Annotated in this window: 23 protein-coding genes; 12 read left to right on the forward strand and 11 right to left on the reverse strand. The window is 67.8% G+C overall.

Annotated features, from left to right (window positions below; genetic code table 11):
- Window positions 1–7: 7 nt before the first annotated feature.
- Window positions 8–400: a phosphoribosyltransferase family protein gene (locus AC1Q5S_RS13625; RefSeq protein WP_303832890.1), complete on the reverse strand. Its 393-nt coding sequence runs from the start codon at window positions 398–400 to the stop codon at window positions 8–10.
- A complete protein-coding gene (locus tag AC1Q5S_RS13630; RefSeq protein WP_303832892.1) occupies window positions 397–534 on the reverse strand; it encodes a hypothetical protein in 138 nt (45 codons plus the stop codon). Before AC1Q5S_RS13630 ends, AC1Q5S_RS13625 begins: the two co-directional genes overlap by 4 nt.
- A 330-nt stretch (window positions 535–864) precedes the next feature.
- Here AC1Q5S_RS13630 and AC1Q5S_RS13635 point away from each other — a divergent pair, with 330 nt between their 5' ends.
- Both AC1Q5S_RS13635 and AC1Q5S_RS13640 read left to right on the forward strand, forming a co-directional pair.
- Window positions 865–1,071, forward strand: a complete 207-nt coding sequence (locus tag AC1Q5S_RS13635) for a hypothetical protein (RefSeq protein ID WP_303832894.1) — start codon at window positions 865–867, stop codon at window positions 1,069–1,071.
- A gap of 199 nt (window positions 1,072–1,270) precedes the next feature.
- On the forward strand, window positions 1,271–2,134 hold the full coding sequence (locus tag AC1Q5S_RS13640; RefSeq protein WP_492239006.1) for a ProQ/FINO family protein: 864 nt from the start codon (window positions 1,271–1,273) through the stop codon (window positions 2,132–2,134).
- Window positions 2,135–2,305: 171 nt separating this feature from the next.
- Here the strand turns inward: AC1Q5S_RS13640 and AC1Q5S_RS13645 are convergent, their stop codons facing one another.
- From AC1Q5S_RS13645 to lplT, 3 genes are all read right to left on the reverse strand, one after another.
- Window positions 2,306–2,797, reverse strand: a complete 492-nt coding sequence (locus AC1Q5S_RS13645; RefSeq protein WP_492239007.1) for a glutathione peroxidase — start codon at window positions 2,795–2,797, stop codon at window positions 2,306–2,308.
- A gap of 72 nt (window positions 2,798–2,869) precedes the next feature.
- Window positions 2,870–3,760 (reverse strand): EamA family transporter, encoded by an 891-nt coding sequence (locus AC1Q5S_RS13650; RefSeq protein WP_303832899.1) that lies wholly within the window; start codon window positions 3,758–3,760, stop codon window positions 2,870–2,872.
- 56 nt (window positions 3,761–3,816) lie between these two features.
- Window positions 3,817–5,121 carry a lysophospholipid transporter LplT gene (gene lplT, locus AC1Q5S_RS13655; protein WP_303832901.1) on the reverse strand — a complete coding sequence of 435 codons (1,305 nt, stop codon included), beginning with the start codon at window positions 5,119–5,121 and terminating at the stop codon, window positions 3,817–3,819.
- Window positions 5,122–5,256: 135 nt separating this feature from the next.
- Between lplT and alr the strand changes: the two genes are divergently transcribed.
- The 3 genes from alr to AC1Q5S_RS13670 all read left to right on the forward strand — a co-directional run bounded on the left by alr (window position 5,257) and on the right by AC1Q5S_RS13670 (window position 9,082).
- Window positions 5,257–6,363 (forward strand): alanine racemase, encoded by a 1,107-nt coding sequence (alr, locus tag AC1Q5S_RS13660; RefSeq protein ID WP_303832945.1) that lies wholly within the window; start codon window positions 5,257–5,259, stop codon window positions 6,361–6,363.
- A 92-nt stretch (window positions 6,364–6,455) separates the two neighbouring features.
- Window positions 6,456–7,358 carry a lytic transglycosylase domain-containing protein gene (locus AC1Q5S_RS13665; protein ID WP_303832902.1) on the forward strand — a complete coding sequence of 301 codons (903 nt, stop codon included), beginning with the start codon at window positions 6,456–6,458 and terminating at the stop codon, window positions 7,356–7,358.
- A 143-nt stretch (window positions 7,359–7,501) separates the two neighbouring features.
- On the forward strand, window positions 7,502–9,082 hold the full coding sequence (locus AC1Q5S_RS13670; RefSeq protein WP_303832904.1) for an ABC transporter substrate-binding protein: 1,581 nt from the start codon (window positions 7,502–7,504) through the stop codon (window positions 9,080–9,082).
- 60 nt (window positions 9,083–9,142) lie between these two features.
- On the opposite strand, the gene AC1Q5S_RS13675 is transcribed toward AC1Q5S_RS13670, so the two are convergent.
- Window positions 9,143–9,754 carry a glutathione S-transferase family protein gene (locus AC1Q5S_RS13675; protein ID WP_026434942.1) on the reverse strand — a complete coding sequence of 204 codons (612 nt, stop codon included), beginning with the start codon at window positions 9,752–9,754 and terminating at the stop codon, window positions 9,143–9,145.
- A 216-nt stretch (window positions 9,755–9,970) separates the two neighbouring features.
- Between AC1Q5S_RS13675 and radA the strand changes: the two genes are divergently transcribed.
- From radA to AC1Q5S_RS13700, 5 genes are all read left to right on the forward strand, one after another.
- Window positions 9,971–11,350, forward strand: a complete 1,380-nt coding sequence (gene radA, locus AC1Q5S_RS13680) for a DNA repair protein RadA (RefSeq protein ID WP_303832906.1) — start codon at window positions 9,971–9,973, stop codon at window positions 11,348–11,350.
- Between the two features lie 58 nt (window positions 11,351–11,408).
- Window positions 11,409–11,843 carry a hypothetical protein gene (locus AC1Q5S_RS13685; protein ID WP_026434944.1) on the forward strand — a complete coding sequence of 145 codons (435 nt, stop codon included), beginning with the start codon at window positions 11,409–11,411 and terminating at the stop codon, window positions 11,841–11,843.
- Window positions 11,844–11,884: 41 nt separating this feature from the next.
- Window positions 11,885–12,835 carry a branched-chain amino acid transaminase gene (locus AC1Q5S_RS13690; RefSeq protein ID WP_026434945.1) on the forward strand — a complete coding sequence of 317 codons (951 nt, stop codon included), beginning with the start codon at window positions 11,885–11,887 and terminating at the stop codon, window positions 12,833–12,835.
- A 2-nt stretch (window positions 12,836–12,837) separates the two neighbouring features.
- A complete protein-coding gene (locus tag AC1Q5S_RS13695; protein ID WP_026434946.1) occupies window positions 12,838–13,044 on the forward strand; it encodes a zinc-finger domain-containing protein in 207 nt (68 codons plus the stop codon).
- 77 nt (window positions 13,045–13,121) lie between these two features.
- Window positions 13,122–14,210, forward strand: coding sequence for a glycosyltransferase (locus tag AC1Q5S_RS13700; protein ID WP_303832909.1), 1,089 nt, complete (start codon window positions 13,122–13,124; stop codon window positions 14,208–14,210).
- 16 nt (window positions 14,211–14,226) lie between these two features.
- On the opposite strand, the gene AC1Q5S_RS13705 is transcribed toward AC1Q5S_RS13700, so the two are convergent.
- On the reverse strand, window positions 14,227–14,949 hold the full coding sequence (locus tag AC1Q5S_RS13705) for a glycosyltransferase family 25 protein (RefSeq protein WP_303832911.1): 723 nt from the start codon (window positions 14,947–14,949) through the stop codon (window positions 14,227–14,229).
- Window positions 14,950–15,005: 56 nt separating this feature from the next.
- On the opposite strand from AC1Q5S_RS13705, the gene AC1Q5S_RS13710 reads away from it, so the two are divergent.
- Entirely contained in the window at window positions 15,006–16,280 is a 1,275-nt protein-coding gene (locus AC1Q5S_RS13710) for an O-antigen ligase family protein (protein WP_034711601.1), read from the forward strand.
- Window positions 16,281–16,311: 31 nt separating this feature from the next.
- Here the strand turns inward: AC1Q5S_RS13710 and AC1Q5S_RS13715 are convergent, their stop codons facing one another.
- Window positions 16,312–17,379, reverse strand: coding sequence for an NAD(P)H-dependent flavin oxidoreductase (locus tag AC1Q5S_RS13715; RefSeq protein WP_238323170.1), 1,068 nt, complete (start codon window positions 17,377–17,379; stop codon window positions 16,312–16,314).
- 71 nt (window positions 17,380–17,450) lie between these two features.
- On the opposite strand from AC1Q5S_RS13715, the gene AC1Q5S_RS13720 reads away from it, so the two are divergent.
- A complete protein-coding gene (locus AC1Q5S_RS13720; RefSeq protein WP_303832915.1) occupies window positions 17,451–18,737 on the forward strand; it encodes a YbfB/YjiJ family MFS transporter in 1,287 nt (428 codons plus the stop codon).
- Here AC1Q5S_RS13720 and AC1Q5S_RS13725 read toward each other — a convergent pair whose 3' ends face one another.
- The 3 genes from AC1Q5S_RS13725 to AC1Q5S_RS13735 form a co-directional block, all read right to left on the reverse strand.
- Window positions 18,738–19,991: an ATP-binding protein gene (locus tag AC1Q5S_RS13725; protein WP_492239008.1), complete on the reverse strand. Its 1,254-nt coding sequence runs from the start codon at window positions 19,989–19,991 to the stop codon at window positions 18,738–18,740.
- Between the two features lie 131 nt (window positions 19,992–20,122).
- Window positions 20,123–20,842, reverse strand: a complete 720-nt coding sequence (locus AC1Q5S_RS13730) for a response regulator (protein WP_026434953.1) — start codon at window positions 20,840–20,842, stop codon at window positions 20,123–20,125.
- A 152-nt stretch (window positions 20,843–20,994) separates the two neighbouring features.
- On the reverse strand, window positions 20,995–22,383 hold the full coding sequence (locus tag AC1Q5S_RS13735; RefSeq protein ID WP_026434954.1) for an AmpG family muropeptide MFS transporter: 1,389 nt from the start codon (window positions 22,381–22,383) through the stop codon (window positions 20,995–20,997).
- Between the last annotated feature and the right edge of the window lie 4 nt (window positions 22,384–22,387).

A 22,387-nucleotide genomic window follows, 5' to 3' on the forward strand; every position in this document is an offset into this window, starting at 1 on the left:
GTCGGGTTCAACGCTGGCGATCGGGCTGCATGGGCTCCATGCGGAAATCGGGCCCGTAGGGTGGCACATGGCACTCGATGATGTCCGGCGGGGCAACGCCCAGGCGGACACCCACCACATCGGCATGGAGGGGCAGGCGGGCGGTGACCCGGTCCACCAGGCAGGCCCGGATGGCCGCGGGTTGCTTGCGTGCCAGAGAGTCCACCACCTTCAGCAGTAAATGCCCGGTGTACCAAACGGCATCCACGACCAGCACCGTGTGCCCGCGCGAATCCAGTGCCGCATGCTGTGCCTGCTCTGTCCGCTGGGTTTCTGGATGGCGCAGGGTGAGGTCGTCCGCATACCGCTTGACCTGCAGATCCGGCCGCAAGGGCTGTGGCAGGCCATACCGCTCCATCATGCGTGTGCACAGACGATCCGCCAGGGGGCACCCCGGCGCAGCACGCCGTGGGCCTGCCGTGCCATCTTGTCGATGGCGGACAGCCACTCCTGCGTGCCGTACAGGATGGTTCGTGCGCCGGAGGGAGCAGCCACGGGACCGTCGCGTGTGAAGGTGGTCGTTGGCGGCGGTCTGGGGCCGGCCCGGCGAGGTCTGTGGGCTGCCATGCCGTGGCCTGGGGCGAAAGTCGGGTGGGAAATCGACGAACCTGCCAGCCAACCGGCCGCCACAGGGTATCCGTGAAGCCATGGTGTCTCCTCCGAGGAGAACGATTGAACACGCGCGGAACAGAACCCACTTTATGGGGCACCGCCGCGGGCGTCAATCCCGCGGCGCGTTGCGGTTTGCAACGCGGCCTCGCTTGCGGTACTGTCTGCGGCGTGGTCGGGGAAGCTTTGGCCTTGGGCCACCTACAGGAGATCTTCATGGCGATCCATCACAACCCGCGCGACAAGCAAGCGCCCCATACGGGCAAGGTCGAGAACGACACCAACAAGGTGGGCGAGCAGGACCCCACCCAGATCAACCAGGGCAAGCGCACGCCCGAAAGCCGCAGCGACCGCGAATCGCAGGTGGGTGGCAGCAACCAGTCGCAATCGCGGCGAGACCCGCCGGGAAACAGCAACCGTTAGGGAGGGCCATCCTTTCCGGGGTGCGCCTTGGTTGCGCACGGCGGCACGCTCTCATGCGGCCCATATCGGGGCTACTTTCGGGGCCGCCTGCGGCACGCATCCCCTTGCCTTGAATGGGTTGTTGCGGTGCGGATCGGAAGGGCCTTGGCGCCAACGCTGGCATGATCGAGGGTTTTGTTGCCCTCCGATCCGCTACGCCATGACCGACAACGTGCCAGAACAAGAACCCACAGCGGCGCCCACCGCCCCGGTAGCCGCTGCCAGTGCCCCGCAGGCATTGCAGCTGCCCGAGACTGGCGACAGCGCTCCGGCAACCACTGCCGAGGCCGCTGCGGCGGCGGATGCCCCGCGTGGCAATCGTCCCCCCCGGGGTGGGCGTGGTGGCCGCAACAGCGGCCGTGATCGCTCCCGTGCCCAGGGCCAGGCGCCGGCAGGCCCGCAGGCACCGTCGCGCACGCCGCCGCGCACCCACCCGGCGCTGGAACAGCTGGCGGGGCTCTATCCCCATCTGTTTGGCGCGGTGTTCCTGCCGCTCAAGCGCGGCATCTTTCAGGATCTGCTCGAAGCCCACCCCGAACTGTTCGAGCGCGATGCACTCAAGGTGGCGCTGGGCATCCACACCCGCTCCACCCGCTACCTGCAGAGCGTGGCCGCCGGTGAAAAGCGCCACGACCTGGCGGGCCAGCCCGTCGAGGACATGGCGCCCGAGCATGTGCACCATGCGCTGCTGGAGGTGTTTCGCCGCCGCAAGGCCCGGGCGGGCGAAGACATGCTGCCCAAGCTGCGCAGGCGCATGGTCCAGGCGTTCGAGGCCTCGGGCCTCACGCGCGAGGCCTACACCGAGCTGGTCACCGGCCGCGATGAAGCGGCCAATGCCATCCTGCAAGAAGCCTTCGCCGAATGGGCGGCCCGCAATGCCAAGGACGAAGCCCTGCTGCGCGCCTTCGAGGCCAGCGGCCAGACGCTGGAGGCCTTTGCCGACATGTACGGCATGGACCCGCGCCAGACCGGCCAGATGCTGGAGCGCGCGCGCCGCCAGCGCACGCCCGCAGCGGCAGACTGATCGCGGCGCTCTGGGGATGGCCTGCGTAACCCCCCGCGGGCGGTGATAGCGCGGCTTCGGGTGGTCCGCTGCGTTGCTTTTCTTGCCAATAGCCGGGCTATTGGCTGCAAAAAAGACGCCTTGTGGCCCATCCCGATCCGCACGACCCCCGGCTCGCGAGGGTGATGCAGGTCATCCCTGGGCGGCCAGCGCCGCCTCGATGTCGCCCACCAGCTTTTGGGGCGCATCCTGCGGCGCATAGCGGCGGATCACGCGGCCATCCCGGCCCACGAGGAACTTCGTGAAGTTCCACTTGATGGCCTTGCTGCCCAGCAGGCCTGGGGCTTCGGCGGTGAGCCACTGGTACAGCAGCGAGGCCTGGGCGCCGTTCACATCGATCTTGGCCATCATCGGAAAGCGCACGCCGTAGTTGCGCTGGCAGAAACTGGCGATCTCGTCGTTGCTGCCCGGGTCCTGGTGGCCGAACTGGTTGCACGGAAAACCCAGCACCACCAACCCCTTGTCGCCGTACTGCTGGTGCAGTTCTTCGAGTCCGCCGAACTGCGGGGTGAAACCGCAGGCGCTGGCCGTGTTGACGATCAGCAAGACCTTGCCCTCCCACTGCCGCAATGGCACGGCGGGCCCGCTCATGGGCTGAACTTCCAGGTCATACAGGCTGGTCATGGGCAACTCCTTGGGAAAGAACCTTTTCAGACGACCCATGGTAGCGGCTGGCGCCGGGTATTGCCCCGGCTGTCAGGTGCGGGCCTGGCGCCGGGGTGGCCATGCCGCCAGCAGCGCCGCCAGCATGATCAGCGCCCCACCCAGCAGGGTGCGCGGTGCCAGCGTGGCAGAAGTCAGCAGGGCCGACGACACGCTGGCAAACACCACCTCTGACAGCATCACCAGCGCCGTGGTGCCCGCGGCCAGCCGGGCGGCGCCGTACTGCAGGGCGTAATTGCCCAGCACAAAGGCCAGAGCCAGCGCGAGTGCCAGCAACACCCAGGCCAGTGCCGGAGCGGGCAGGGCGGGCACGGCCCCCGCTGCCCGCCCGAGCGCGGCACTGGCGCAGGCCAGCAGGGCACCGCCGCCAAACATGGCCAGCATGCGCGCATCGCCGGGCACGGCATGCAGGCGCCGCAGCGTGACGTTGGTGAGGGCAAAGCAGAAGCCGCCTGCCAGCGCCAGCAGGTCGGCGCCCGAGAGATGGGCCGCCAGCCGGGTCCATGCGGCATCGGCGGGTAGCAGCACCAGGGCCACGCCCGCAAAGGCCAGCAGCAGCCGCACCAGCGCCATGCCCGTAGGGCGGTCGCCCAGCACCTTCCAGGCCAGCAGCACCGACCAGGCGGGCATCAGGTAGAACAGCAGCACCACGCGCACCACGTCGCCCACCGTCACGGCCCAGTTGAAGGCCACGTTGGTCAGGCCCGAGCTCAGCGCCAGCAGCCACAGGGCGGGGTGCTGCCGCGCGTTGCGCAGCGCCTGCGGCCGGGCTAGCAGCAGGCAGGCCAGGGCCAGCGCATACATCAGCGCCGTGGCCCACAGCGGGTGCAGCCCGGCGGCGTGCAGCTGCCGCAAGGGCCACCATGAGACGCCCCACACAAAGGCGTTGAACACCAGGGCCAGTACGGGGAAAATGGTAGGCATCAAAAGCGCGGGCAGCGCTCATGTATCAAGCGCCAATAGCTATTCAATAAATAGCATCAATGGTGGGTGTCCTGCCGCGCGATGTGCAGCAGGTGGCGCAGTTCCTCGCCATGGTTGCGGCAGTTGCGGGCATGCCAGCGCTGGATGATCCACATGATGCCCGCCACCACCACGCCAAACACGATGATGGCGCCGAAGACCGACAGCCCCAGCTTGAGCGACAGGCTGTAGAAAGCGCCCAGGCCGAGGATGCAGGCCTGTTCGTTGAAGTTCTGCACCGCAATCGAGCGCCCCGCGCCCATGAGGTTGTGCCCCCGGTGCTGCAGCAGGGCGTTCATGGGGACGACCAGGAAGCCGCCCAGCCCACCCAGCAGGATCAGGAATGGAATGGCCACCCAGATGTTGCGGATGAACACCATCAGGATCAGCAGCAGCCCCATCGTGATGCCCAGCGGAATCACGCGCGTGGCCATGTCCAGGCGCATGCGCATCGATGCCGCCACGGCGCCCACGGCGGTGCCGATGGCCACGACGCCGGTCAGGGCCGAGGCCTGCGTGGTGTTGTAGCCCAGGGCCACGCCGGCCCAGGCCAGCACGATGAACTTGAGGTTGCCGCCGGCACCCCAGAACAGGGTGGTGGTGGACAGCGAGATCTGCCCCAGCTTGTCACGCCACAGGCGGCTGTTGCAGGCCCAGAAGTCGGGCAGCAGGGCCAGGGTGCTGGAGATCAGGCCGCGCTGCGGGTCCTGGCGCAGCGGGCGCATCTCCACGCCCGTGTGCGGGATGCGCGTGTTGAACCAGGCAGCCAGGGCATACACCACGATGAGTGCGGCAATGGCCGCTTCGGCAGCGGTATCGACGCCGGTATCGAGCATGGGGATGTCGATGGACAGCAGTGCCACCGACAGCTGCTGTCCCACCAGCTGACCGCCCAGCAGCACTCCGAGGATGATGGAGGCGATGGTCAGCCCCTCGATCCAGCCGTTGGCCTTGACCAGCTGCGAGGCCGGCAGCAGCTCGGTGAGGATGCCGTACTTGGCGGGCGAATAGGCCGCGGCGCCCAGCCCCACCACGGCATAGGCAATCAGGGGATGCGAGCCGAACAGCATCATCAGGCAGCCCGCGATCTTGATGGCGTTGCTGGCAAACATCACCTTGCCCTTGGGTAAGGCATCGGCAAACGCGCCCACGAAAGGCGCCAGCACCACATAGAACAGGGCAAACATGGGTACCAGCGCGGCGCGCTGCCACTCGGGGGCGCCCCCTGTGCGCAGGAGTTCGACGGCGGCCACGAAGAGTGCGTTGTCGGCGAGCGAGCTGAAAAACTGCGCCGACATGATGGTGTAAAAACCGCGCTTCATCGAATGGCTGGAGGGGTATCAGTGAGGCTGATGCCCGATTAAATTGGGAGGCCGCATACAGGTGACTGGCGGTTATATCACGCCCCCCCGGGCCCGCAATGCCAGAATCCCATGCTCGTTTCCCCCACCATTCCCATGCCGCGCCCGATCCACGCCACCATCCATACCGCTGCCCTGCACCACAACCTCGAGCGCGTGCGCCAGGCCGTGCCCGACGCCAGAACCTGGGCCGTGGTCAAGGCCAATGCCTATGGCCACGGCATCGAGCGGGCCTTTGAAGGTCTGCGTGCCGCCGACGGTTTTGCCCTGCTCGACCTGGCCGAGGCCGAGCGTGTGCGCCACCTGGGCTGGCGCGGTCCCATCCTGCTGCTGGAGGGCGTGTTCGAGCCGCGCGACCTGGAACTGTGCTCGCGCCTGTCGCTGTGGCATGCGGTGCACTGCGACGACCAGATCGACATGCTGGCCGCCCACAAGACGCAGGTGCCGCACCGCGTGTTCCTCAAGCTGAACTCGGGCATGAACCGCCTGGGCTTCACGCCACAGCGCTACCGCAGCGCCTGGGCGCGGCTGAATGCGCTGCCGCAGGTGGACGAGATCTCGTTCATGACCCATTTCAGCGATGCCGACGGCGCGCGGGGCATTGCGCACCAGATGGCGGCGTTCAACGCGGCCACGCAGGACCTGCCCGGCGAGCGCAGCCTGTGCAACAGCGCCGCCGCGCTGCGCCATGCCAGCGACGCCCAGGTGCGGGGCGATTGGGTGCGCGCCGGCATCGTGCTGTACGGCAGCGCGCCCGACCACCCCGAGCACCAGGCGGCGCAGTGGGACCTGCAGCCGGCCATGACGCTGGCCACCCGCATCATCGGCACGCAGCAGCTGCAGGCGGGCGATACCGTGGGCTACGGCTCGCGCTTCACGGCAGAGGGACCGCTCACCATCGGCGTGGCGGCCTGCGGCTATGCCGACGGCTACCCGCGCCATTGCGACACCGGCACGCCCGTGCTGGTGAACGGCGTGCGCACGCGCCTGGTCGGCCGCGTCAGCATGGACATGGTCACCGTGGACCTGAACCCCGTCATGGCAGCGGGCGTGGAGGCCGGTTTTGGCAGCGAAGTCACGCTGTGGGGGCGGGCGGGCAACGGCACGGTCCTGCCCATCGACGAGGTGGCGCAGGCCGCCGGCACCGTGGGCTACGAGCTGATGTGCGCACTGGCGCCGCGCGTGCCCGCAGCGGTGGACTGACGGTCCACAGCACCCTCTCGGGGGTGGCTATTGGCCGTCCTGCGTCGGCACAGGACGTGACGAAGGGCGCAACGACGCGCATACTGAAAACCATGCGTGCCAGCCTGTCGATCCTTGCGCCGCTAGCGGTGGTGTCGTTGTGCACCTGGGGTGCGGGCGCGGCGCGGGCGCAGGCCGGTGAATCCGACGCCAACCGGGCGGCCAGCCTGCGCCAGGAGGCCATCGCCTACGAACATGGCGAAGGCGTGGCGCGCGACCCGTTGCGGGCCGTTGCACTCTATTGCGCGAGCGCGCGGTTGGGCGACATGCTGGCCCAATACAACCTCGGATGGATGTACGCCCACGGGCGCGGTGTGGTGCGCGACGATGGGGCGGCCGCCTTTTTCTTCCAGGCCGCCGCCGAGCAGGGCCTGGACGTGGCAGCGCGCATGCTGCAGGTGGTGGGCGGCGCCACGGACGAAGTGCCCGAATGCCTGCGGCCGCCACCGCCCGCCCCGGTCCAGGTGGCCCAGCCTGGCGTCAACTACCAGCGGGTCGCGCCGCGCAAGATCGTGGAGCTGGTGCTCAGGATGGCGCCGCAATACCAGGTCGAGCCGCAGCTGGCGCTGGCCATCATGGCCGCCGAGTCGAACTTCAACACCCAGGCGCTGTCGCCCAAAAACGCGCAGGGCCTGATGCAGCTGATTCCCGCAACGAGCGAGCGCTTCAACGTCAAGAACCCGTATGACCCGGCGCAGAACATCCGTGGGGGCCTGATCTACCTGCGCTGGCTGCTGGCCTACTTCGAAGGCGACGTGGCGCTGGTGGCCGCGGCCTACAACGCCGGCGAGGGCAAGGTCGAGCGCTACCGCGGCGTGCCGCCCTACCTGGAGACGCGTGCCTACGTGCAACGCATCCTGAAAGCCGTCGGAGCCACCGCGCACCCGTTCGATCGCAGCGTGGCGCAGCCCTCGCCGGCGCTGGAGCGCATCCGGCAGGCGCTGCGGCGCCAGTAGGCTGGGCGCTGCTGGCGCAGGCGCCTTGTCGACGGTTTTCAGGGTGCCGACCCCACGGCGCACATGGATACAACCACCAAATCGTTCCGGTGGCGCCCACCCTGGGTCACAGTAGGGTTTTGTTTTCTGAGAGGCACAAGCCCATGCAATTCAAACCCTTGCTCCTTGCCGCCGCGCTGGCTGCCAGCCTGCCCCTGACCGCGCAGGCCACGACCTTCCGCTGGGCGCGTGCCGTGGATGTGTCGTCGTGGGACGTGCATGCCCAGAACGTGGGCGTGAACAACGCGCTGCACGCGGCCGTGTATGACACGCTGGTCGAATACAACAGCAAGACCTTCAAGCCCGAGCCCGCGCTGGCCACCGAATGGAAGCCGATGAGTCCCACCCAGCTGCGCCTGAGCCTGCGCAAGGGCGTGAAGTTCAGCGACGGCAGCGAGTTCACGGCCGACGATGCCAAGTTCTCGCTCGAGCGCGCCAAGTCGAAAAGCTCCAACTACGCGGTCTATGCCCAGGGCATCGACCGGGTGGAAAAGGTCAACAGCCACACCATCGACATCTTCTCGGACGTGCCCAACCCGGTGCTGGTGAACCAGCTGACCGAGTTGCGCATGCTCAGCAAGGCCTGGGCCGAGAAGAACAAGTCGGTTGAGCCCAAGGACATCAAGAACAAGGACGAAACCTTTGCCCACCGCAACGCGCTGGGCACGGGGCCGTTCGTGCTCCAATCGTGGACGCCGGACCAGCGCGTGGTGCTTGCGCCCAACCCGCACTGGTGGGGCAAGGGCAAGTTCGCCACCAACGTGACCGAGGTGGTCTACACCCCCATCAAGTCCGATGCCACGCGCACGGCGGCGCTGCTGTCGGGCGAGATCGACTTCATCATCGACCCCAGCCTGCAGGATCTGGCGCGGGTGCGCCAGACGCAGGGCCTGAAGGTGCTGGAAGGCGCCGAATACCGCACCATCTTTCTGGGCATGGACCAGTTCCGCAGCGAACTGCCAGGCTCGAACGTCAAGGGCCAGAACCCGCTCAAGGATGTGCGTGTGCGCAAGGCCCTGTACCAGGCGATCGACATCAACGCCATCCAGCGCGTGGTATTGCGTGGCCTGGCCCAGCCCACGGGCGCGTTGATTGCCCACCAGGTCAACGGCTGGACGCCCAAGGCCGATGTGCGCTGGCCCTTCGATGCCAAGGCAGCGCAGAAGCTGTTGGCCGATGCGGGCTACCCGAACGGTTTCGAGGTGGACTTTGCCTGCAGCGCAGGCCGCTACATCAACGACGAACAGCTGTGCCAGGCCATCACGGCGCAGTGGGCCAAGGTCGGCGTGAAGGCCAAGCTGCGCTCGCTGCCGTTTGCCACCTATTTCCCCATGATCCAGCGCAACGAGGCCAGCATCTACCTGCTGGGCTGGGGCGTGCCCACGTTCGATGCGTTCTATTCGCTGCAGTCGCTGGTCCGCTCGCCGGGCGCCGGGGGCGACGGCAACTTCAACCTGGGCCGTTTCAGCAACCCGCAGCAGGATGCGCTGATCGAGCGCATCAAGAAAGAAACCGATCCGGCCACACGCAATGGCCTGATCGAAAAGGCCCTGGTGCAGGACCACGAGCTCATTTCGCACATCCCGCTGTACAACCAGGTGATCCCGTGGGCCGCCACGCAGAAGGTGGAGCTGCCGCACCGCGCGGACAACCGCATTGACTGGCGCGCGCTCAAGGTCAACTGACCGGGCCGGCAACGCCGAAAGCCCCGCCACCCGCCCGGGGCCGGGGTTTTTTTGTGCCGTTTATGCCAGCGCGCGTTGCACGGCGGGGCGCTCGGCCATGCGGCGCCGGTGGTCGGCCACCTTGGGGAACTGCGCCACGTCCACGCCGTCGCTGCGCAGCCAGCCGGATACGGTGAACAGGTAGGCGTCGGCGACGGAATATTGTTCGCCCAGCACCCAGGGGCCTTGCAGGTAATGGTGTTCGATCACGCCAAAGCACTCCGCCATGTTCTGCGGCACCTTGCGCTGCATGGCCTCGATGGCGTGGGCGTCATCGGCCCAGCGGCTGGCGCGGGGGCGGTGGGCGTGGGCCACATGCACGGTGGAGGCCAGGTAGTTGTTGAACTCCTGCATGCGCGCGAAGGCAAACGGGTCCAGCGGCGCCAGCTGCGCCTGCGCAAAGCGTTGCGCCACATAGGCCAGCAAGGCCGGGGTTTCGGTCAGCACGCCGTGCTCGGTCACCAGCGCGGGCACGCGGCCCTTGGGGTTGATGGCCAGGTACTCGGGGCTGCGTTGCTGCTGGGTGGTGAAGTCGAGACGAACCAGCTCGTGGCCTGCCTGCGCCTCGTGCAAGGCAATGTGAACGGCCAGGGCGCAGGTGCCGGGGGCGAAGTAAAGCGTGGGTGCGGACATGGTGGAGGTTGAAAAGGTGGCGGGGTGCAGGCTCCGCAGTGCTGAGCGCCGGGGGCGTCGACATGCGCGCTGGTATTGCGGGCCCGAGTCGCCATCGTAAGGGGTTTGGTCCTTGGACGCGGGCGCATGGTTTCTTGGCCCCTGAAGGAGCGGTAACGGCCGCTGGCGCGCTGCTGGCCGCTATAGTGGCCAGCCGCTTTGCAAGATCCCGCTCCCATGGCCAAAGACAAAACCCTTTTCACCTGCACCGAATGTGGCGGCACCAGCCCGCGCTGGCTGGGCAAGTGCCCATCCTGCGGCGCCTGGAACACCCTGATCGAATCGGTGGCGGAGGCGGGACCGGGCAAGAACCGCTACAGCGGCGCGCAGTTTGCCGGGCTGGCGCAGGCGCAGGCCGTCATGCCGCTGGCGGCCATCGAGGCCACGGACATCGCGCGCACGCCCAGCGGTATCGACGAACTGGACCGGGTGCTGGGCGGGGGCATCGTGGAAGGTGGCGTGGTGCTGATCGGGGGCGACCCGGGCATCGGCAAGTCCACGCTGCTGTTGCAGGCGCTGGATGCGCTGCAGCGCACGGGGCTGCCCACCCTGTATGTGACCGGCGAGGAAAGCGGTGCCCAGGTGGCGCTGCGTTCGCGCCGGCTGGGACTGGACCACAGCCAGGTGAATGTGCTGGCCGAGATCCAGCTGGAGAAAATCCTGGCCACCATCGAATCGATGCAGCCGGCCGTGGCCGTGATCGACTCGATCCAGACGGTGTATTCCGACCAGCTCACCTCGGCACCCGGCTCGGTGGCCCAGGTGCGCGAGTGCGCGGCGCACCTCACGCGGGCCGCCAAGGCGTCGGGCGTGGCGGTGGTGCTGGTGGGCCATGTCACCAAGGAGGGCGCGCTGGCCGGCCCGCGCGTGCTGGAGCACATGGTGGACACGGTGCTGTATTTCGAGGGCGACACCCACAGCCAGTTCCGCCTGGTGCGCGCCATCAAGAACCGCTTTGGCGCCGTCAACGAAATCGGCGTGTTCGCCATGACCGAAAAGGGCCTCAAGGGCGTGAGCAACCCCAGTGCCATCTTCCTGAGCCAGCACAGCGAGCCGGTGCCGGGCAGCTGCGTGATGGTCACGCTCGAAGGCACGCGGCCCTTGCTGGTCGAGATCCAGGCCCTGGTGGACAGCGGCGGGCCCAGTCCGCGGCGCCTTTCCGTGGGGCTTGACAAGGATCGCCTGGCCATGCTGCTGGCCGTGCTGCACCGCCATGCCGGTGTGGCCTGCATGGACCAGGATGTGTTTGTGAACGCCGTGGGCGGCGTGCGCATCAGCGAGCCCGCCGCCGATCTGGCCGTGATGCTGGCCATCACCTCCAGCCTGCGCGGCAAGGCCTTGCCGCAGGGGTTCATCGCCTTTGGCGAGGTCGGGCTGGCGGGCGAGGTACGCCCCGCGCCCCGCGGGCAGGAGCGCCTGCGCGAGGCGGCCAAGCTGGGCTTCAGCGTGGCGGTGGTGCCCAAGGCCAATGCCCCCAGGAAACCGATCGAAGGCCTGACCATCCACGCCGTGGAGCGGGTCGAGGAGGCCATGAACGTGGTGCGCGGCATTGCTTGACCTGTGCATACGCACTCCCCACAGTGCTGGGCGAGCGGCGTCGTAAGACAATGGGGCCATGAATTTTCGAAATATCCTGGTGCCCGTGGGGCTGGTGATTGTGGTGGTGGCGGGCTTTCGGTCCTATGGCTGGATGGGCGTCGCGGCCGTCGGCGGGGGTGTCCTCATGTGGGCCCTGCTGCATTTCACGCGGCTCATGAATGTCATGCGCAAGGCGGCCGACCGCCCCATCGGATATGTCGGCAGTGCCGTCATGCTCAATGCCAAACTGCAGGTGGGGGTGAACCTGATGCATGTGGTGGCCATGACGCGTTCGCTGGGGGTGCTGCAGTCGCCCGAAAACGAACAACCCGAGGTCTACCGCTGGACCGATGGCACCCAATCGCATGTGACCTGCGAGTTCCACGGTGGCAAGCTGGTGAAATGGACGCTGGAACGCCCTGTGGCGCCTGCGGATGCGCCAGAAGGCGATGCGGGATCTGCCGCCCCGTAAAATTGGCTCTTTTGCGACACCCAGCAACCCAAAGGACACCCATGAGCCCCGTAGTTCCCTCGATGGCCGACCGTGACGGCAAGATCTGGATGGACGGCCAGATGGTCGACTGGCGCGATGCCAAGATCCATGTACTGACCCATACCCTGCATTACGGCTGCGGCGCCTTCGAAGGCGTGCGGGCCTACAACACGGCCGCTGGGACGGCCATCTTCCGCCTGCAGGACCATACCGAGCGCCTGTTCAACAGCGCCAAGATCCTGCGCATGAAGATCCCTTTCACCCAGGACCAGGTGAACGCAGCCCAATGCGCCGTGGTGCGTGAGAACCAGCTGGAGTCGTGCTACCTGCGCCCCCTGACCTGGATCGGCGACAAGAAGCTGGGCGTCTCGCCCAAGGGCAACGACATCCACCTGATGGTGGCCGCCTGGGCCTGGGGTGCCTACCTGGGTGAAGACGGCATGGCCCGGGGTATCCGCGTCAAGACCAGCAGCTACTCGCGCCACCACGTCAACATCACCATGAGCCAGGCCAAGGCGGTGAGCAACTACACCAATTCCATCCTGGCCAACACCGAAGCCACCGATGATGGTTACGACGAAGCCCTGCTGCTGGATACCTCGGGTTTTGTGTCCGAAGGTTCGGGCGAGAACGTGTTCATCGTCAAGGACGGCGTGGTCTATACCCCCGACCTGTCGGCCGGTGCGCTCAAGGGCATCACGCGCGACACCGTCATGCACATCTGCAAGGACCTGGGCCTGGAACTGGTGCAAAAGCGCATCACGCGCGACGAGGTGTATATCGCCGACGAAGCCTTCTTCACCGGCACGGCCGCCGAAGTGACGCCCATCCGTGAACTCGATCGCATCGAGATCGGAAAAGACGACTATGTGGGCCGCCGCGGCCCCATCACCGAGAAGATCCAGAGCGCGTTCTTTGACATCGTCAATGGCCGCAATCCCCAATATGCCCACTGGCTCACCAAGGTCTGACCATGTCGCAAGCAGCCATTGAACTTCTGGCCAAAGACCTGAACGCCCAGGGCGGCGTGTTCTGTCCCAACCCCAAGGCCGACATGAAACTCTGGAGCAGCCACCCCAGGGTGTACCTGGACGTGGCCCATGCCGGCGAAGCCAAATGCCCGTATTGCGGCACGGTGTACCGGCTGAAGGCCGGCGAGGTGTTCGCGGGCGGGCATTGATCGGGCCTTTGTCGGCCGAATGGCACCAGGCATGGCCTCGATCAGGCCGGCTTTGGTGCTTTTTTCTTGGGTGAATCATGCGCATCCTGCATTTCGTCACAGGCGGGTTTTCCGGCGCCACGCAAGTGGCCATCGATCTGTGCCTGGCCGCCCGGCAGACCCCGGGCACCGAAGTGCTGCTGGTGCTGCGGCGCAAGCGCACCACACACATGGACCGGGTTCAGGCGCTGCGCGACCAGGGGCTGGAGGTCCGCATCGTGTCGAACTGGCTGCATGTGCTGACGGTCTGGGAGCTGCGCAAGATCATTCGTGCATGGCGCCCCGATGTGCTGTTTGCGCACGGTTTCAGCGACCATATCTGGGGCCGTCAGGCCGCCCGGGCCGAGGGCGTGGCGCGGATCTTTCATGTCGAGCACAACTCGCGCGAGCGCTACACCCCGCGCCGTCTGGCCCAGGCCCTGGCCTTGGCTCCGTGTACCGAGGCCAGCATTGGCGTCTCGGAAGGGGTGCGCAGCAGTCTGATTGCGCACGGTTTCCCGCCGGACAAATGCATTGCCATCCCGAACGGCATCGCGCTGGAGCGCTTTCCAGAACACCTGATGCGGCCGTGGGCTGAACGCGACGCCGCGATCCTGATGGCATCGCGTTTCGCGCGCCAGAAGGACCATGCGACCCTGATCCGGGCGCTGGCCTGGCTGAAGCAGCGGGGCCTGATGCCCACGCTGTACCTGGCTGGCGGTGGCAAGAAGCGCCTGCTGAAGCAGGCGCGGCAACTGGCCCAGGCACTGGGCGTGCAGGCCCAGGTGCAGTTTCTGGGCAATGTGGGTGATTTGCCGCAGCGCTTGGCGGCAACCCAGATCTTTGTGCTGTCCACGCACTGGGAAGGCATGCCGCTGGCCTTGGTGGAGGGCATGGCCGCCGGTTGTGCCTGCGTGGCATCGGATGTGATCGGTGCGCGCGAGGTGCTCAGCGATGGCCTGACCGGCCGTCTGGTGCCCGAGTCTGATGCTGGCGCCTTGGGACAGGTTCTCGCGCAATTGTTGCGGCAGCCGGAGATGGCGGCCCAACTGGGACAGGCCGCGCGGCGCAAGGCGTTGTCCTCCTATGGCCGTTCGCATATGTGGGCGCAGTACCAGGCGCTTCTGGCGCAGGGCGGGCATTCGTAACCCGTCCTGGCGCGTGTCAGCGGTGCAAGGCGTTGCCCAGAGTCAGGCGCAGCTTCATCAGCAGCTTGCGTCGGCGTTGCGACAGCGTGAGCCGGTCGCGTTGCTCCCAAATGCTGCTGACTTCACTGGTGTCATCCAGCGCCATGACGGAGGGGTAGACCCCGGCGACCCGCAGGTCGTTTTCGAACCAGAAACGGAAATCCACATCCACCGGGCGACCGAATGGCAGGCGGGATGCCAGCAACTTCTGGGCGCCGGCACGGGTGATCACATAGCCTGCCGCAAAGCTGGGGATGCGCTGGTACGTGATCAAGGAATGGGTGGTGAACAGAGGGAATTTGTTGCAAATTTTTTCCTGATCCCGGCTGTACAGTTTGATCATGTCCCAGCCAGTCGTTCGTTGGGCCAGGGCTTCCAAGGCCGGGATAATGTCCGGCAGCAGCTTGACGTCGTCCTCGAAAATTGCCATGGCCGGTGCGGCGCTGTCCAGCAACGCCTGCCAAGCCTTGATATGGCTGCAATAACAGCCCTTCTCGCCATTGGCCAGGGCCTTGAAGTATTGCGCCTGGTTCAGCGTCTCGCTGTAGTACTGGTTTTGCTCCTCTCGCGCCAGGTCTGGCCACCAGACGGCTGGCAACCGCTGGGCAGCCAGCTGGAGGTGGTTGAACTGGGCTTGCATGCGCTGTCTGCGTTCAACATCTTTGTCGAGGTTGATGTAGAGGATGGGAAAAGGTGCCATGGTGCGGAAAGCGGGCTTTGCGGCATTGCGCGCAGTGTTTTGGAACGAAAGGTGTGATGAGAAAAGATACGGTCAATCTGTACCAGCGCATCGTCGGATGCGGAATGAGCATTTCGTGCTTTGTTTTTTTTGCATTGTCGCTGGCCGTGCCTTCCGGGTACTCTTATGGCGCAGCAGCTTGTGTCATTTTCGCGCTGGCGGGCGTGGGGTTGTGCCGCCACAAGACCTGGGCGACCGAGTTGAAAGCCCTGTGCGCCGTGATGGTGCTCATGGGGTTGATCTGGGGGTTGTCGTTTGACGGCTGGTGGTCGTGGACCGGTTCGGACTATCTGCTCAAGTACTGGCTGGCCGCGTTGTGCCTCGGTGTTGCCTACCAGGTCGGCGTGCATGCAGGCAGCGCCGTGTGGGGTTGCGCGCTGGGTGCTGCGGGGGCTTTAGGTATTGCCGCCTATCAATCCCTTGTCTTGGGGTGGAGCAAGGCCATGGGGCATACCAATGCCATCCAATATGGCGGAATCGCCATGTACCTTGGGATCGCCACATGGGCCATGGCTTCGTTTGGCGCCTGGCCGCGCAGGCAGTTTCTGCTGTTGTGGCTGTTGGGCGGGTGCGGGGTACTGGCGTCTTTGCTGTCCGGATCACGGGGTGCATGGGTTGTGGCTCCCCTGCTGATGGCGGTGGTGCTGGGCCTGATGTGGCGCCACGGCCAAGGTCGGCGGGCCATGTGGACGGCCGTTGGTGCCGCCCTGTGTGTTGCGGCCATGGTGATTCCCGCAGCGGGCAAGTTCGGGGCGCGCGTGGACCAGGCCATGGCGGAGGTTCCGTTGTATTGGACCCACCCGCAGCAGGGCGCGACAACCTCGGCCGGTCAGCGCCTGGAGCAGTGGCGCCTGGCCTTGCACATGGGCGCGCAGCGTCCGCTGACGGGCTGGGGCGTGAGCGGCGTGGTCGTGCAAAAGCAGAAGATGGTCGCGGCGGGGTTGGCGCATCCGTCGGTCCTGGAGTATGGGCATGCGCACAATGAGATCTTGGACATGTGGGCCAAGCGCGGCCTGATCGGCGTGGCCGTGCTGCTGGCCTTCTATGCGATTCCGCTGGCCGTGATGTGGCCGACTCGCACCCGGCTGGCCCGGGCGCTGCCAGCGCAGCGGCCCTCGCTGCTGGCTGTGCGCGTGGCGGCCTCCCTGCTGCCCATCGCCTACTTCGGCTTTGGCTGGACGCAGGTTTTCTTGGCACACAACAGCGGCAATATTTTCTATACCTTCAGCTTGGTGGCGTTCGTGGGCTGTATCCGTTGGCTGGAGCAGCCGCGGGGAGGACGGTCCGGATGAGCGCGTCCAGATCGTTCTGAAGGTCAGGCCCTCAACCCAGCAGCGCCCGCGCCTGCGCATCCATGCGCTGAACCAGCGCACCCGCCGCCGGCAGGTCGTGGATGAGCCCGACAGCCTCTCCCGCCGTGGCGTGCGCGACCTCAAAGTTGCCGCTGCGCACGCCCTCGTCGTAGGCGGCCCGTGCCGCCCCGGGGTCGGCGCGCAGGGCGTCGATGCGATCTTCCCACTGCCGGTGCAGCGCGTTGCGCAGGGCACGGAAATCGTAGGGTGCAGGCCAGTTCTTGCGGCGCAGGATGTCGAAGATGGCCGTGCGCGCCGTGCCGTCGCCGTCGGTGGCGACGGCCATGTCCTTGGCGCCTTGCGGGGCGAGGCTTTCCTGCGTGGCCCACAGGCGTGAGCCCACGAGCGCCCCATCGGCGCCCAGCACCAGGGCTGCCGCGAGCGTGCGCCCGTCGGCAATGCCACCGGCGGCCAGCAGCAGGGTGGCGGGTGAATGGGCGGACAGCCAGTCGGCCAGCTCGGGCACAAAGGCCATGGTGGAGCGGCCATTGAGCGCGTTCATGCCGTGGCCCCCGGCCTCCGCTCCCTGCGCCACGATCACCTGCGCACCGGCCTCGATGGCCTGCGGGACCTGGTCCATGCGCTGCACCTGGCAAATGAGCGCGGCGCCGCTGTCGGCAATGCGGCGCGCATAGGGGCGTGGGTCGCCAAACGACAGCATCAGCGCCCGGGGGCGCTGGCCGGGCGGCCGGTCCAGCACCCAGTCGAGGGCCGAGGCGTCTTCGTCGAGCTTCCAGGTGATGAAGCCGCAGCCAATGCGGCCGGTATCCGCAGCTTGCAGCGCCAGCTGGTATTCGCGCTGTGTCCAGGCCAGGTCGCCATAGCCGCCGCCGACCAGCCCCAGCGCCCCGGCGCGGGCGCAGGCGCTCGCCAAGGCTCCGCCCGAGGCCAGCGCCATGGGCGCCAGTGCGACGGGAGTGGTCAGGCCGAAGCGGGTGCAAAAGCGGGAGTTGGTGAAGGTGTGCATGCGGGCATTGTCCATGGGTGAATGCTTGGCGTCCATCGGGTCCATGGCGCCAATGCGCGGGCGTGTGCGCATGCGCCACCCTCCGCGCAGGGACCGTGCGGCGCTGAGCGTAGGATAAAGAAAACAGACATGGAAACCACGCTATGGAACCACAGGCCACCGCCCACCCCGGCACCACACCCGCTGCAACGCCCTGGGCCGACCGACCCCACACGGTGGCGCTGGCGGGCATGCTGGCGCTGGCCGTGGCCATGGGCGTGGGACGCTTTGCGTTCACACCACTGCTGCCCATGATGCTGCACGATGGCGTGCTCACGCTCGCCGAAGGCAGCTGGCTGGCCACGGCCAACTACGTGGGTTACCTGGTGGGCGCCCTGGCCTGCATGGCGCTGCCCTGGCTGGCGCCCGGGTTCTACGCCCGCTGGCACCCGGCGCGGCTGGCGCGCGCGGGGCTGGTGGTCACGGTGCTGCTCACACTGGCCATGGCGCTGCCGATGCCCGCCAGCTGGCCGGCGCTGCGTTGGGTGGCGGGGGCGGCCAGCGCCGTGGTGCTGCTCAACGTGGCGGCCTGGTGCATGGTGCGCCTGGCGGAGCTGGGCCGGCCGGCCATGGGCGGGCTGATCTTCTGCGGGCCGGGCGTGGGCATCGTGCTCACGGGGCTGGCGGCCGGCGCCATGGTGGCCGGGCAGTGGCGGGCGGCTTCGGGCTGGGTGGTGTTCGGCCTGTTGTCGGTGCTGTTGTGTGTGGGGGTCTGGCCCGTGGTGCGGGGTCGGGCGGCCCAGGTCCGGGCCACGGACCCTGCAAGGGGGGCGCCGCCGGCTGCGGCGCGGGCGCAGGGCGGCGGTACGGCGGTGGCGCGCGCCGTGCATGCGCTGGCCTATGGCCTGGCGGGGCTGGGCTACATCGTCACCGCCACCTTTCTGCCCGTCATCGCGCGTGCCGCGCTGCCGCCGGGGGCACCCTGGCCGGACCTTTTCTGGCCGGTGTTCGGTGCCGGCGTGGCGATCGGCGCGGCGCTGAGCACGCGGGCGCCCCCGGCCTGGGACCGGCGCTGGCTGCTGCTGGCCGCCTATGCGCTGCAGGCGCTGGGCATTGCGCTGGGGCTGGTCTGGCCCACGCCCGCCGGCTTTGCGCTCAGCAGCCTGTGCGTGGGCCTGCCGTTCACGGCCATCACCTTCTACGGCCTGCAGGAGGCGCGGCGCCTGTGGCCCGCTTCGGCCGACAGTTTTGCCAGCCTGGTGACGGCCGTCTACGGCCTGGGCCAGATCGCCGGGCCGCCCCTGGTGGCCTGGCTGATTGCGCAGGGTGATCCGGGCCGGGGCTTTGCGCGCGGCCTGGCGCTGGCGGCGGCGGCGCTGGCGGTCGGAGCGGTGATGTATGGACTGTCGGCCTGGCGCTGGCCACTGCCGCCACATCGGATGGTGCGCTGATCAGCGTGGCGCAGGTGCCGTTGCCGCCGCAGCTGCCAGCGGCAGCGACAGCACAAAACATGCGCCACTGGCGCCGTCGGGTCGATCGTCGCACCGTACCGAGCCGTTGTGCCGCTCGGCAATCGAGCGCACCAGGGCCAGCCCCAGGCCCACGCCGCCGGCACGTTCGCTGGCACCCGGCAGGCGGTAGAAGGGCTCGAAGATGCGTTCGCGCAAGGCGGGGGGAACGCCGGGCCCCTGGTCGAGCACGCTGAAGCGCGCCTGGCCGTTGTGCCGCTGCACCACCACCGTGATGGTGCCCTGGCTGTAGCGGCGTGCGTTTTCCAGCAGGTTGCGCAGCGCGCGGCGCAGCAGCTTGGCCACGCCGCGCACTTGCAGCGCATCGGCGCTGGCGCTGACATCCAGGTCGGCATCGACCCGCGCGCATTCCTCGGCGGCCAGTCCGATCAGGTCCACCAGCTCCACGGTGCCCACATCGGCCTCGCGCGCGTCCAGCCGGCTGGACAGCAGGATTTCATCGACCAGCTGGTCGAGCTCGGCGATGTTGCGCAGGATTTCTTCGCGGAACGCGGGTGAGGGCTGCTGCCCGCCCATCAGCTCCAGGCCCATGCGGATGCGCGTGAGCGGCGAGCGCAGCTCGTGCGAGGCATTGGCCAGCAGCGACTTGTGGGTCTTGACCAGGGCCTCGATGCGGGCGGCGGCGGCATTGAACTGGCGCGCCAGGTGGGCCACCTCGTCCTGCCCCTGCTCGGGCACACGCACCGACAGGTCGCCTTCGCCAAAACGCTGCACGCTGCGCTGCAGGGTCTCCAGCCGCTGCAGCAGGCGGCGGATGATGGGAAACACCCCCACGGCCACGGCCAGGCCCACCAGGCCCAGCATCCACAGGAAGCCGAACGGTGGCCGGGTCCAGAAGGCGGCGTCGGCGCGGCGGTTGGGCCCGGGGTGATTGCCCCGGTCGCCGCGCGGCGCCAGCTGCAGGCGGTAGGTGCTGCCGTCGGCGCTGTCAATGGTCAGCTCCAGCCCCTCGCCCGGCGGCCCGGGCACGCGCGTGGCGAGCCCGGCGACCAGCGTGTGGCCCTCGCTGTCGCGCAGCACCACTTCGCGGGCGGGCGGCGCCACGGGCAGTGCGTTCTGCTCGGCGGCAATGCGCCAGGCCCAGCCCACGGCCAGGGTGAGCACGGCCACGCCGCCGACCACGGCCAGCCAGATGCGCAGGTACAGACGGCGGGAAAAGAGATCAAACACCGCCATGCCCCACACCCGTGGACTGCGGCCCGCGCAAGGGGCGCCACCGAGGCCAGTGCCACCGTGGAACTGGCTTTGCCAGGCCACCGGTGGCGTCCCCCTGGGGGGAAGGCGCGAAGCGACTCAGGGGGGACATCTCAGTCTTGCTGCTTGGCAAATACGTAGCCCACGCCGCGCACCGTCAGGATGCGGCGCGGGTTCTTGGCGTCCACCTCGATGGCCGCGCGGATGCGGCCCATGTGCACGTCGATCGAGCGGTCAAACGCCTCCAGTTCGCGGCCGCGCACGGCCTCCATGATCTGGTCGCGCGTGAGCACGCGGCCGGCGCGCTCGGCCAGGGCCACCAGCAGGTCGAACTGGTAGGAGGTGAGATCGGCCGCTGCACCTGCCACCGTCACGCTGCGGGCATCGCGGTCGATTTCGAGCGAGCCGAAGCGCAGGGTCTGCGCGGCCGGCGCGCTGGCGCCGTCGGTGCGCCGGCGCAATATGGCGCGGATGCGGGCCAGCAGCTCGCGCGGTTCAAACGGCTTGGGCAGGTAGTCGTCGGCGCCCAGCTCCAGGCCGATGATGCGGTCCATGGGGTCGCCCTTGGCGGTGAGCATGAGCACCGGCACCTGGGCGGCGGGCCCCTGCAGCGCGCGGATGCGGCGGCAGACATCCAGGCCGTCCATGTCGGGCAGCATCAGGTCGAGGATGACCAGGTCGGGCAGGGGGCCCGCGCCTTCGCCCTGCAACTGCGCCAGGCCGCTGGCGCCGTCGGCGCGGTGCGTGACATGCAGGCCCGACTGGCCCAGGTATTCGCCCACCATCTGGGCCAGGCGGGCGTCGTCTTCGATCATCAGCAGGTGCGAGCTCATCGGGGCAGTGTAGTGGGGTGGTGGAGCCGGTGGGGGCAGGGCTCCATGGTGGCCCGCAGGCGTCGCGCGGCGTTGAAGCTCCCGTAAAGTTCCGGTAAACCGTGCAGGCGGATAACTGTTTGGGAACTATTGATTTAATAGCTACAAGCGATTTACGGTAAAGCGCTAGCGGGTTTTTTGACCCCTGACGCCAGCCACACCAACCCCAGCACCGGCAGCCCCAGCAGGGCCGTGGCCGTGAAGAACTGCGCATAGCCATGCGCATTGACATAGTCGCCCGAGAAGCCTGCCACGAACTTGGGCAGCAGCAGCATCATCGAGCTGAACAGCGCGTACTGCGTGGCCGAATAGCTCACATTGGTCAGGCTCGACAGGTAGGCAATGAAGGCGGCCGAGGCAATGCCGCTGGCCAGGTTGTCGGCCGACACCACGGCGATCAGCGCCGTCACGTCGTGCCCGTGCCCCGCCAGCCAGGCAAACAGCAGGTTGCTGCCGGCGCTGAGCACGGCGCCCAGCATCAGGATGCGCATCACCCCCAGGCGCATCGACAGCACGCCGCCCACAAAGGCGCCCACCAGCGTCATGACCACGCCATAGACCTTGGTGACGGCGGCCACTTCGTCCTTGGTGAAACCCATGTCCACATAAAACGGGTTGGCCATGATGCCCATGACCACGTCGCTGATGCGGTATACGGCGATCAACGCCAGGATCTGCGCGGCCTGCCAGCCATAGCGGCCCAGAAAGTCGGCGAACGGATCGACCACGGCGCCCTTGAGCCATTCGGCGGCGTTCTTGGCCGGCGGCAACACCACTGGCACGGGCTCGCGCGAGAACAGCACCGTGACGATGCCCACGGCCATCGATGCGGCCATCGCCAGGTAGGCGGCCTGCCAGGCGCCGTTCTGGTAGGCGGCCGCACCCTGGGCCACGGCCTCGCCCACCACCTGCCCTACGGCAGGCGCCACTTCCGAGCGCGCAGCGATCCACAGCACGCCGGCGCCGGCCCAGATCATGGCCAGGCGGTAGCCCGTCTGGTACGAGGCGGCCAGCGCCGCCTGGTGGTTGGCGTCGGCCGATTCGATGCGAAAGGCATCGAGCGCAATGTCCTGCGTCGCCGAGCCAAAGGCCACCGCCAGCGCGCACCACACGATGGGGCCGAGCGTCAGGCGCGGGTCGGCCAGCGCCATGCCCACGAGGCCGGCCACCACCATGCCCTGCGACAGCAGCAGCCAGCCGCGCCGCCGCCCCAGCCAGCGCGTGAGCAGCGGCAGCGGCATGCGGTCCACCAGCGGCGCCCACAGCCATTTGAAGCCATAGGCCAGGCCCACCCAGCTGAGATACCCGATGGTGCTGCGGTCAATGCCCGCCTCGCGCAGGCGAAACGAGAGCGTGCCCAGCACCAGCAGCAGCGGCAGGCCCGCCGAAAAGCCCAGCGTCAGCATGCGCAGGCTGGCGGGCTCCAGGTATACGCGCAGGGTCTGGAGCCAGGGGGTGCGCACGGCAGGGGGGTGGGGTGGGGTCGGGGAGGTATCTGACATGGGG

The organism is Acidovorax sp. GW835-FHT14B10 (genome assembly GCF_058793725.1).

Bases quoted from the DNA above. Each gene is read 5' to 3' on its own strand.
- AC1Q5S_RS13625 (WP_303832890.1), bottom strand. From the start codon at position 400: ATGATGGAGCGGTATGGCCTGCCACAGCCCTTGCGGCCGGATCTGCAG.
- AC1Q5S_RS13635 (WP_303832894.1), top strand. From the start codon at position 865: ATGGCGATCCATCACAACCCGCGCGACAAGCAAGCGCCCCATACGGGC.
- AC1Q5S_RS13640 (WP_492239006.1), top strand. From the start codon at position 1,271: ATGACCGACAACGTGCCAGAACAAGAACCCACAGCGGCGCCCACCGCC.
- AC1Q5S_RS13645 (WP_492239007.1), bottom strand. From the start codon at position 2,797: ATGACCAGCCTGTATGACCTGGAAGTTCAGCCCATGAGCGGGCCCGCC.
- AC1Q5S_RS13650 (WP_303832899.1), bottom strand. From the start codon at position 3,760: ATGCCTACCATTTTCCCCGTACTGGCCCTGGTGTTCAACGCCTTTGTG.
- lplT (WP_303832901.1), bottom strand. From the start codon at position 5,121: ATGAAGCGCGGTTTTTACACCATCATGTCGGCGCAGTTTTTCAGCTCG.
- alr (WP_303832945.1), top strand. From the start codon at position 5,257: ATGCCGCGCCCGATCCACGCCACCATCCATACCGCTGCCCTGCACCAC.
- AC1Q5S_RS13665 (WP_303832902.1), top strand. From the start codon at position 6,456: ATGCGTGCCAGCCTGTCGATCCTTGCGCCGCTAGCGGTGGTGTCGTTG.
- AC1Q5S_RS13670 (WP_303832904.1), top strand. From the start codon at position 7,502: ATGCAATTCAAACCCTTGCTCCTTGCCGCCGCGCTGGCTGCCAGCCTG.
- AC1Q5S_RS13675 (WP_026434942.1), bottom strand. From the start codon at position 9,754: ATGTCCGCACCCACGCTTTACTTCGCCCCCGGCACCTGCGCCCTGGCC.
- radA (WP_303832906.1), top strand. From the start codon at position 9,971: ATGGCCAAAGACAAAACCCTTTTCACCTGCACCGAATGTGGCGGCACC.
- AC1Q5S_RS13685 (WP_026434944.1), top strand. From the start codon at position 11,409: ATGAATTTTCGAAATATCCTGGTGCCCGTGGGGCTGGTGATTGTGGTG.
- AC1Q5S_RS13690 (WP_026434945.1), top strand. From the start codon at position 11,885: ATGAGCCCCGTAGTTCCCTCGATGGCCGACCGTGACGGCAAGATCTGG.
- AC1Q5S_RS13695 (WP_026434946.1), top strand. From the start codon at position 12,838: ATGTCGCAAGCAGCCATTGAACTTCTGGCCAAAGACCTGAACGCCCAG.
- AC1Q5S_RS13700 (WP_303832909.1), top strand. From the start codon at position 13,122: ATGCGCATCCTGCATTTCGTCACAGGCGGGTTTTCCGGCGCCACGCAA.
- AC1Q5S_RS13705 (WP_303832911.1), bottom strand. From the start codon at position 14,949: ATGGCACCTTTTCCCATCCTCTACATCAACCTCGACAAAGATGTTGAA.
- AC1Q5S_RS13710 (WP_034711601.1), top strand. From the start codon at position 15,006: ATGAGAAAAGATACGGTCAATCTGTACCAGCGCATCGTCGGATGCGGA.
- AC1Q5S_RS13715 (WP_238323170.1), bottom strand. From the start codon at position 17,379: ATGCGCACACGCCCGCGCATTGGCGCCATGGACCCGATGGACGCCAAG.
- AC1Q5S_RS13720 (WP_303832915.1), top strand. From the start codon at position 17,451: ATGGAACCACAGGCCACCGCCCACCCCGGCACCACACCCGCTGCAACG.
- AC1Q5S_RS13725 (WP_492239008.1), bottom strand. From the start codon at position 19,991: ATGGCGGTGTTTGATCTCTTTTCCCGCCGTCTGTACCTGCGCATCTGG.
- AC1Q5S_RS13730 (WP_026434953.1), bottom strand. From the start codon at position 20,842: ATGAGCTCGCACCTGCTGATGATCGAAGACGACGCCCGCCTGGCCCAG.
- AC1Q5S_RS13735 (WP_026434954.1), bottom strand. From the start codon at position 22,383: ATGTCAGATACCTCCCCGACCCCACCCCACCCCCCTGCCGTGCGCACC.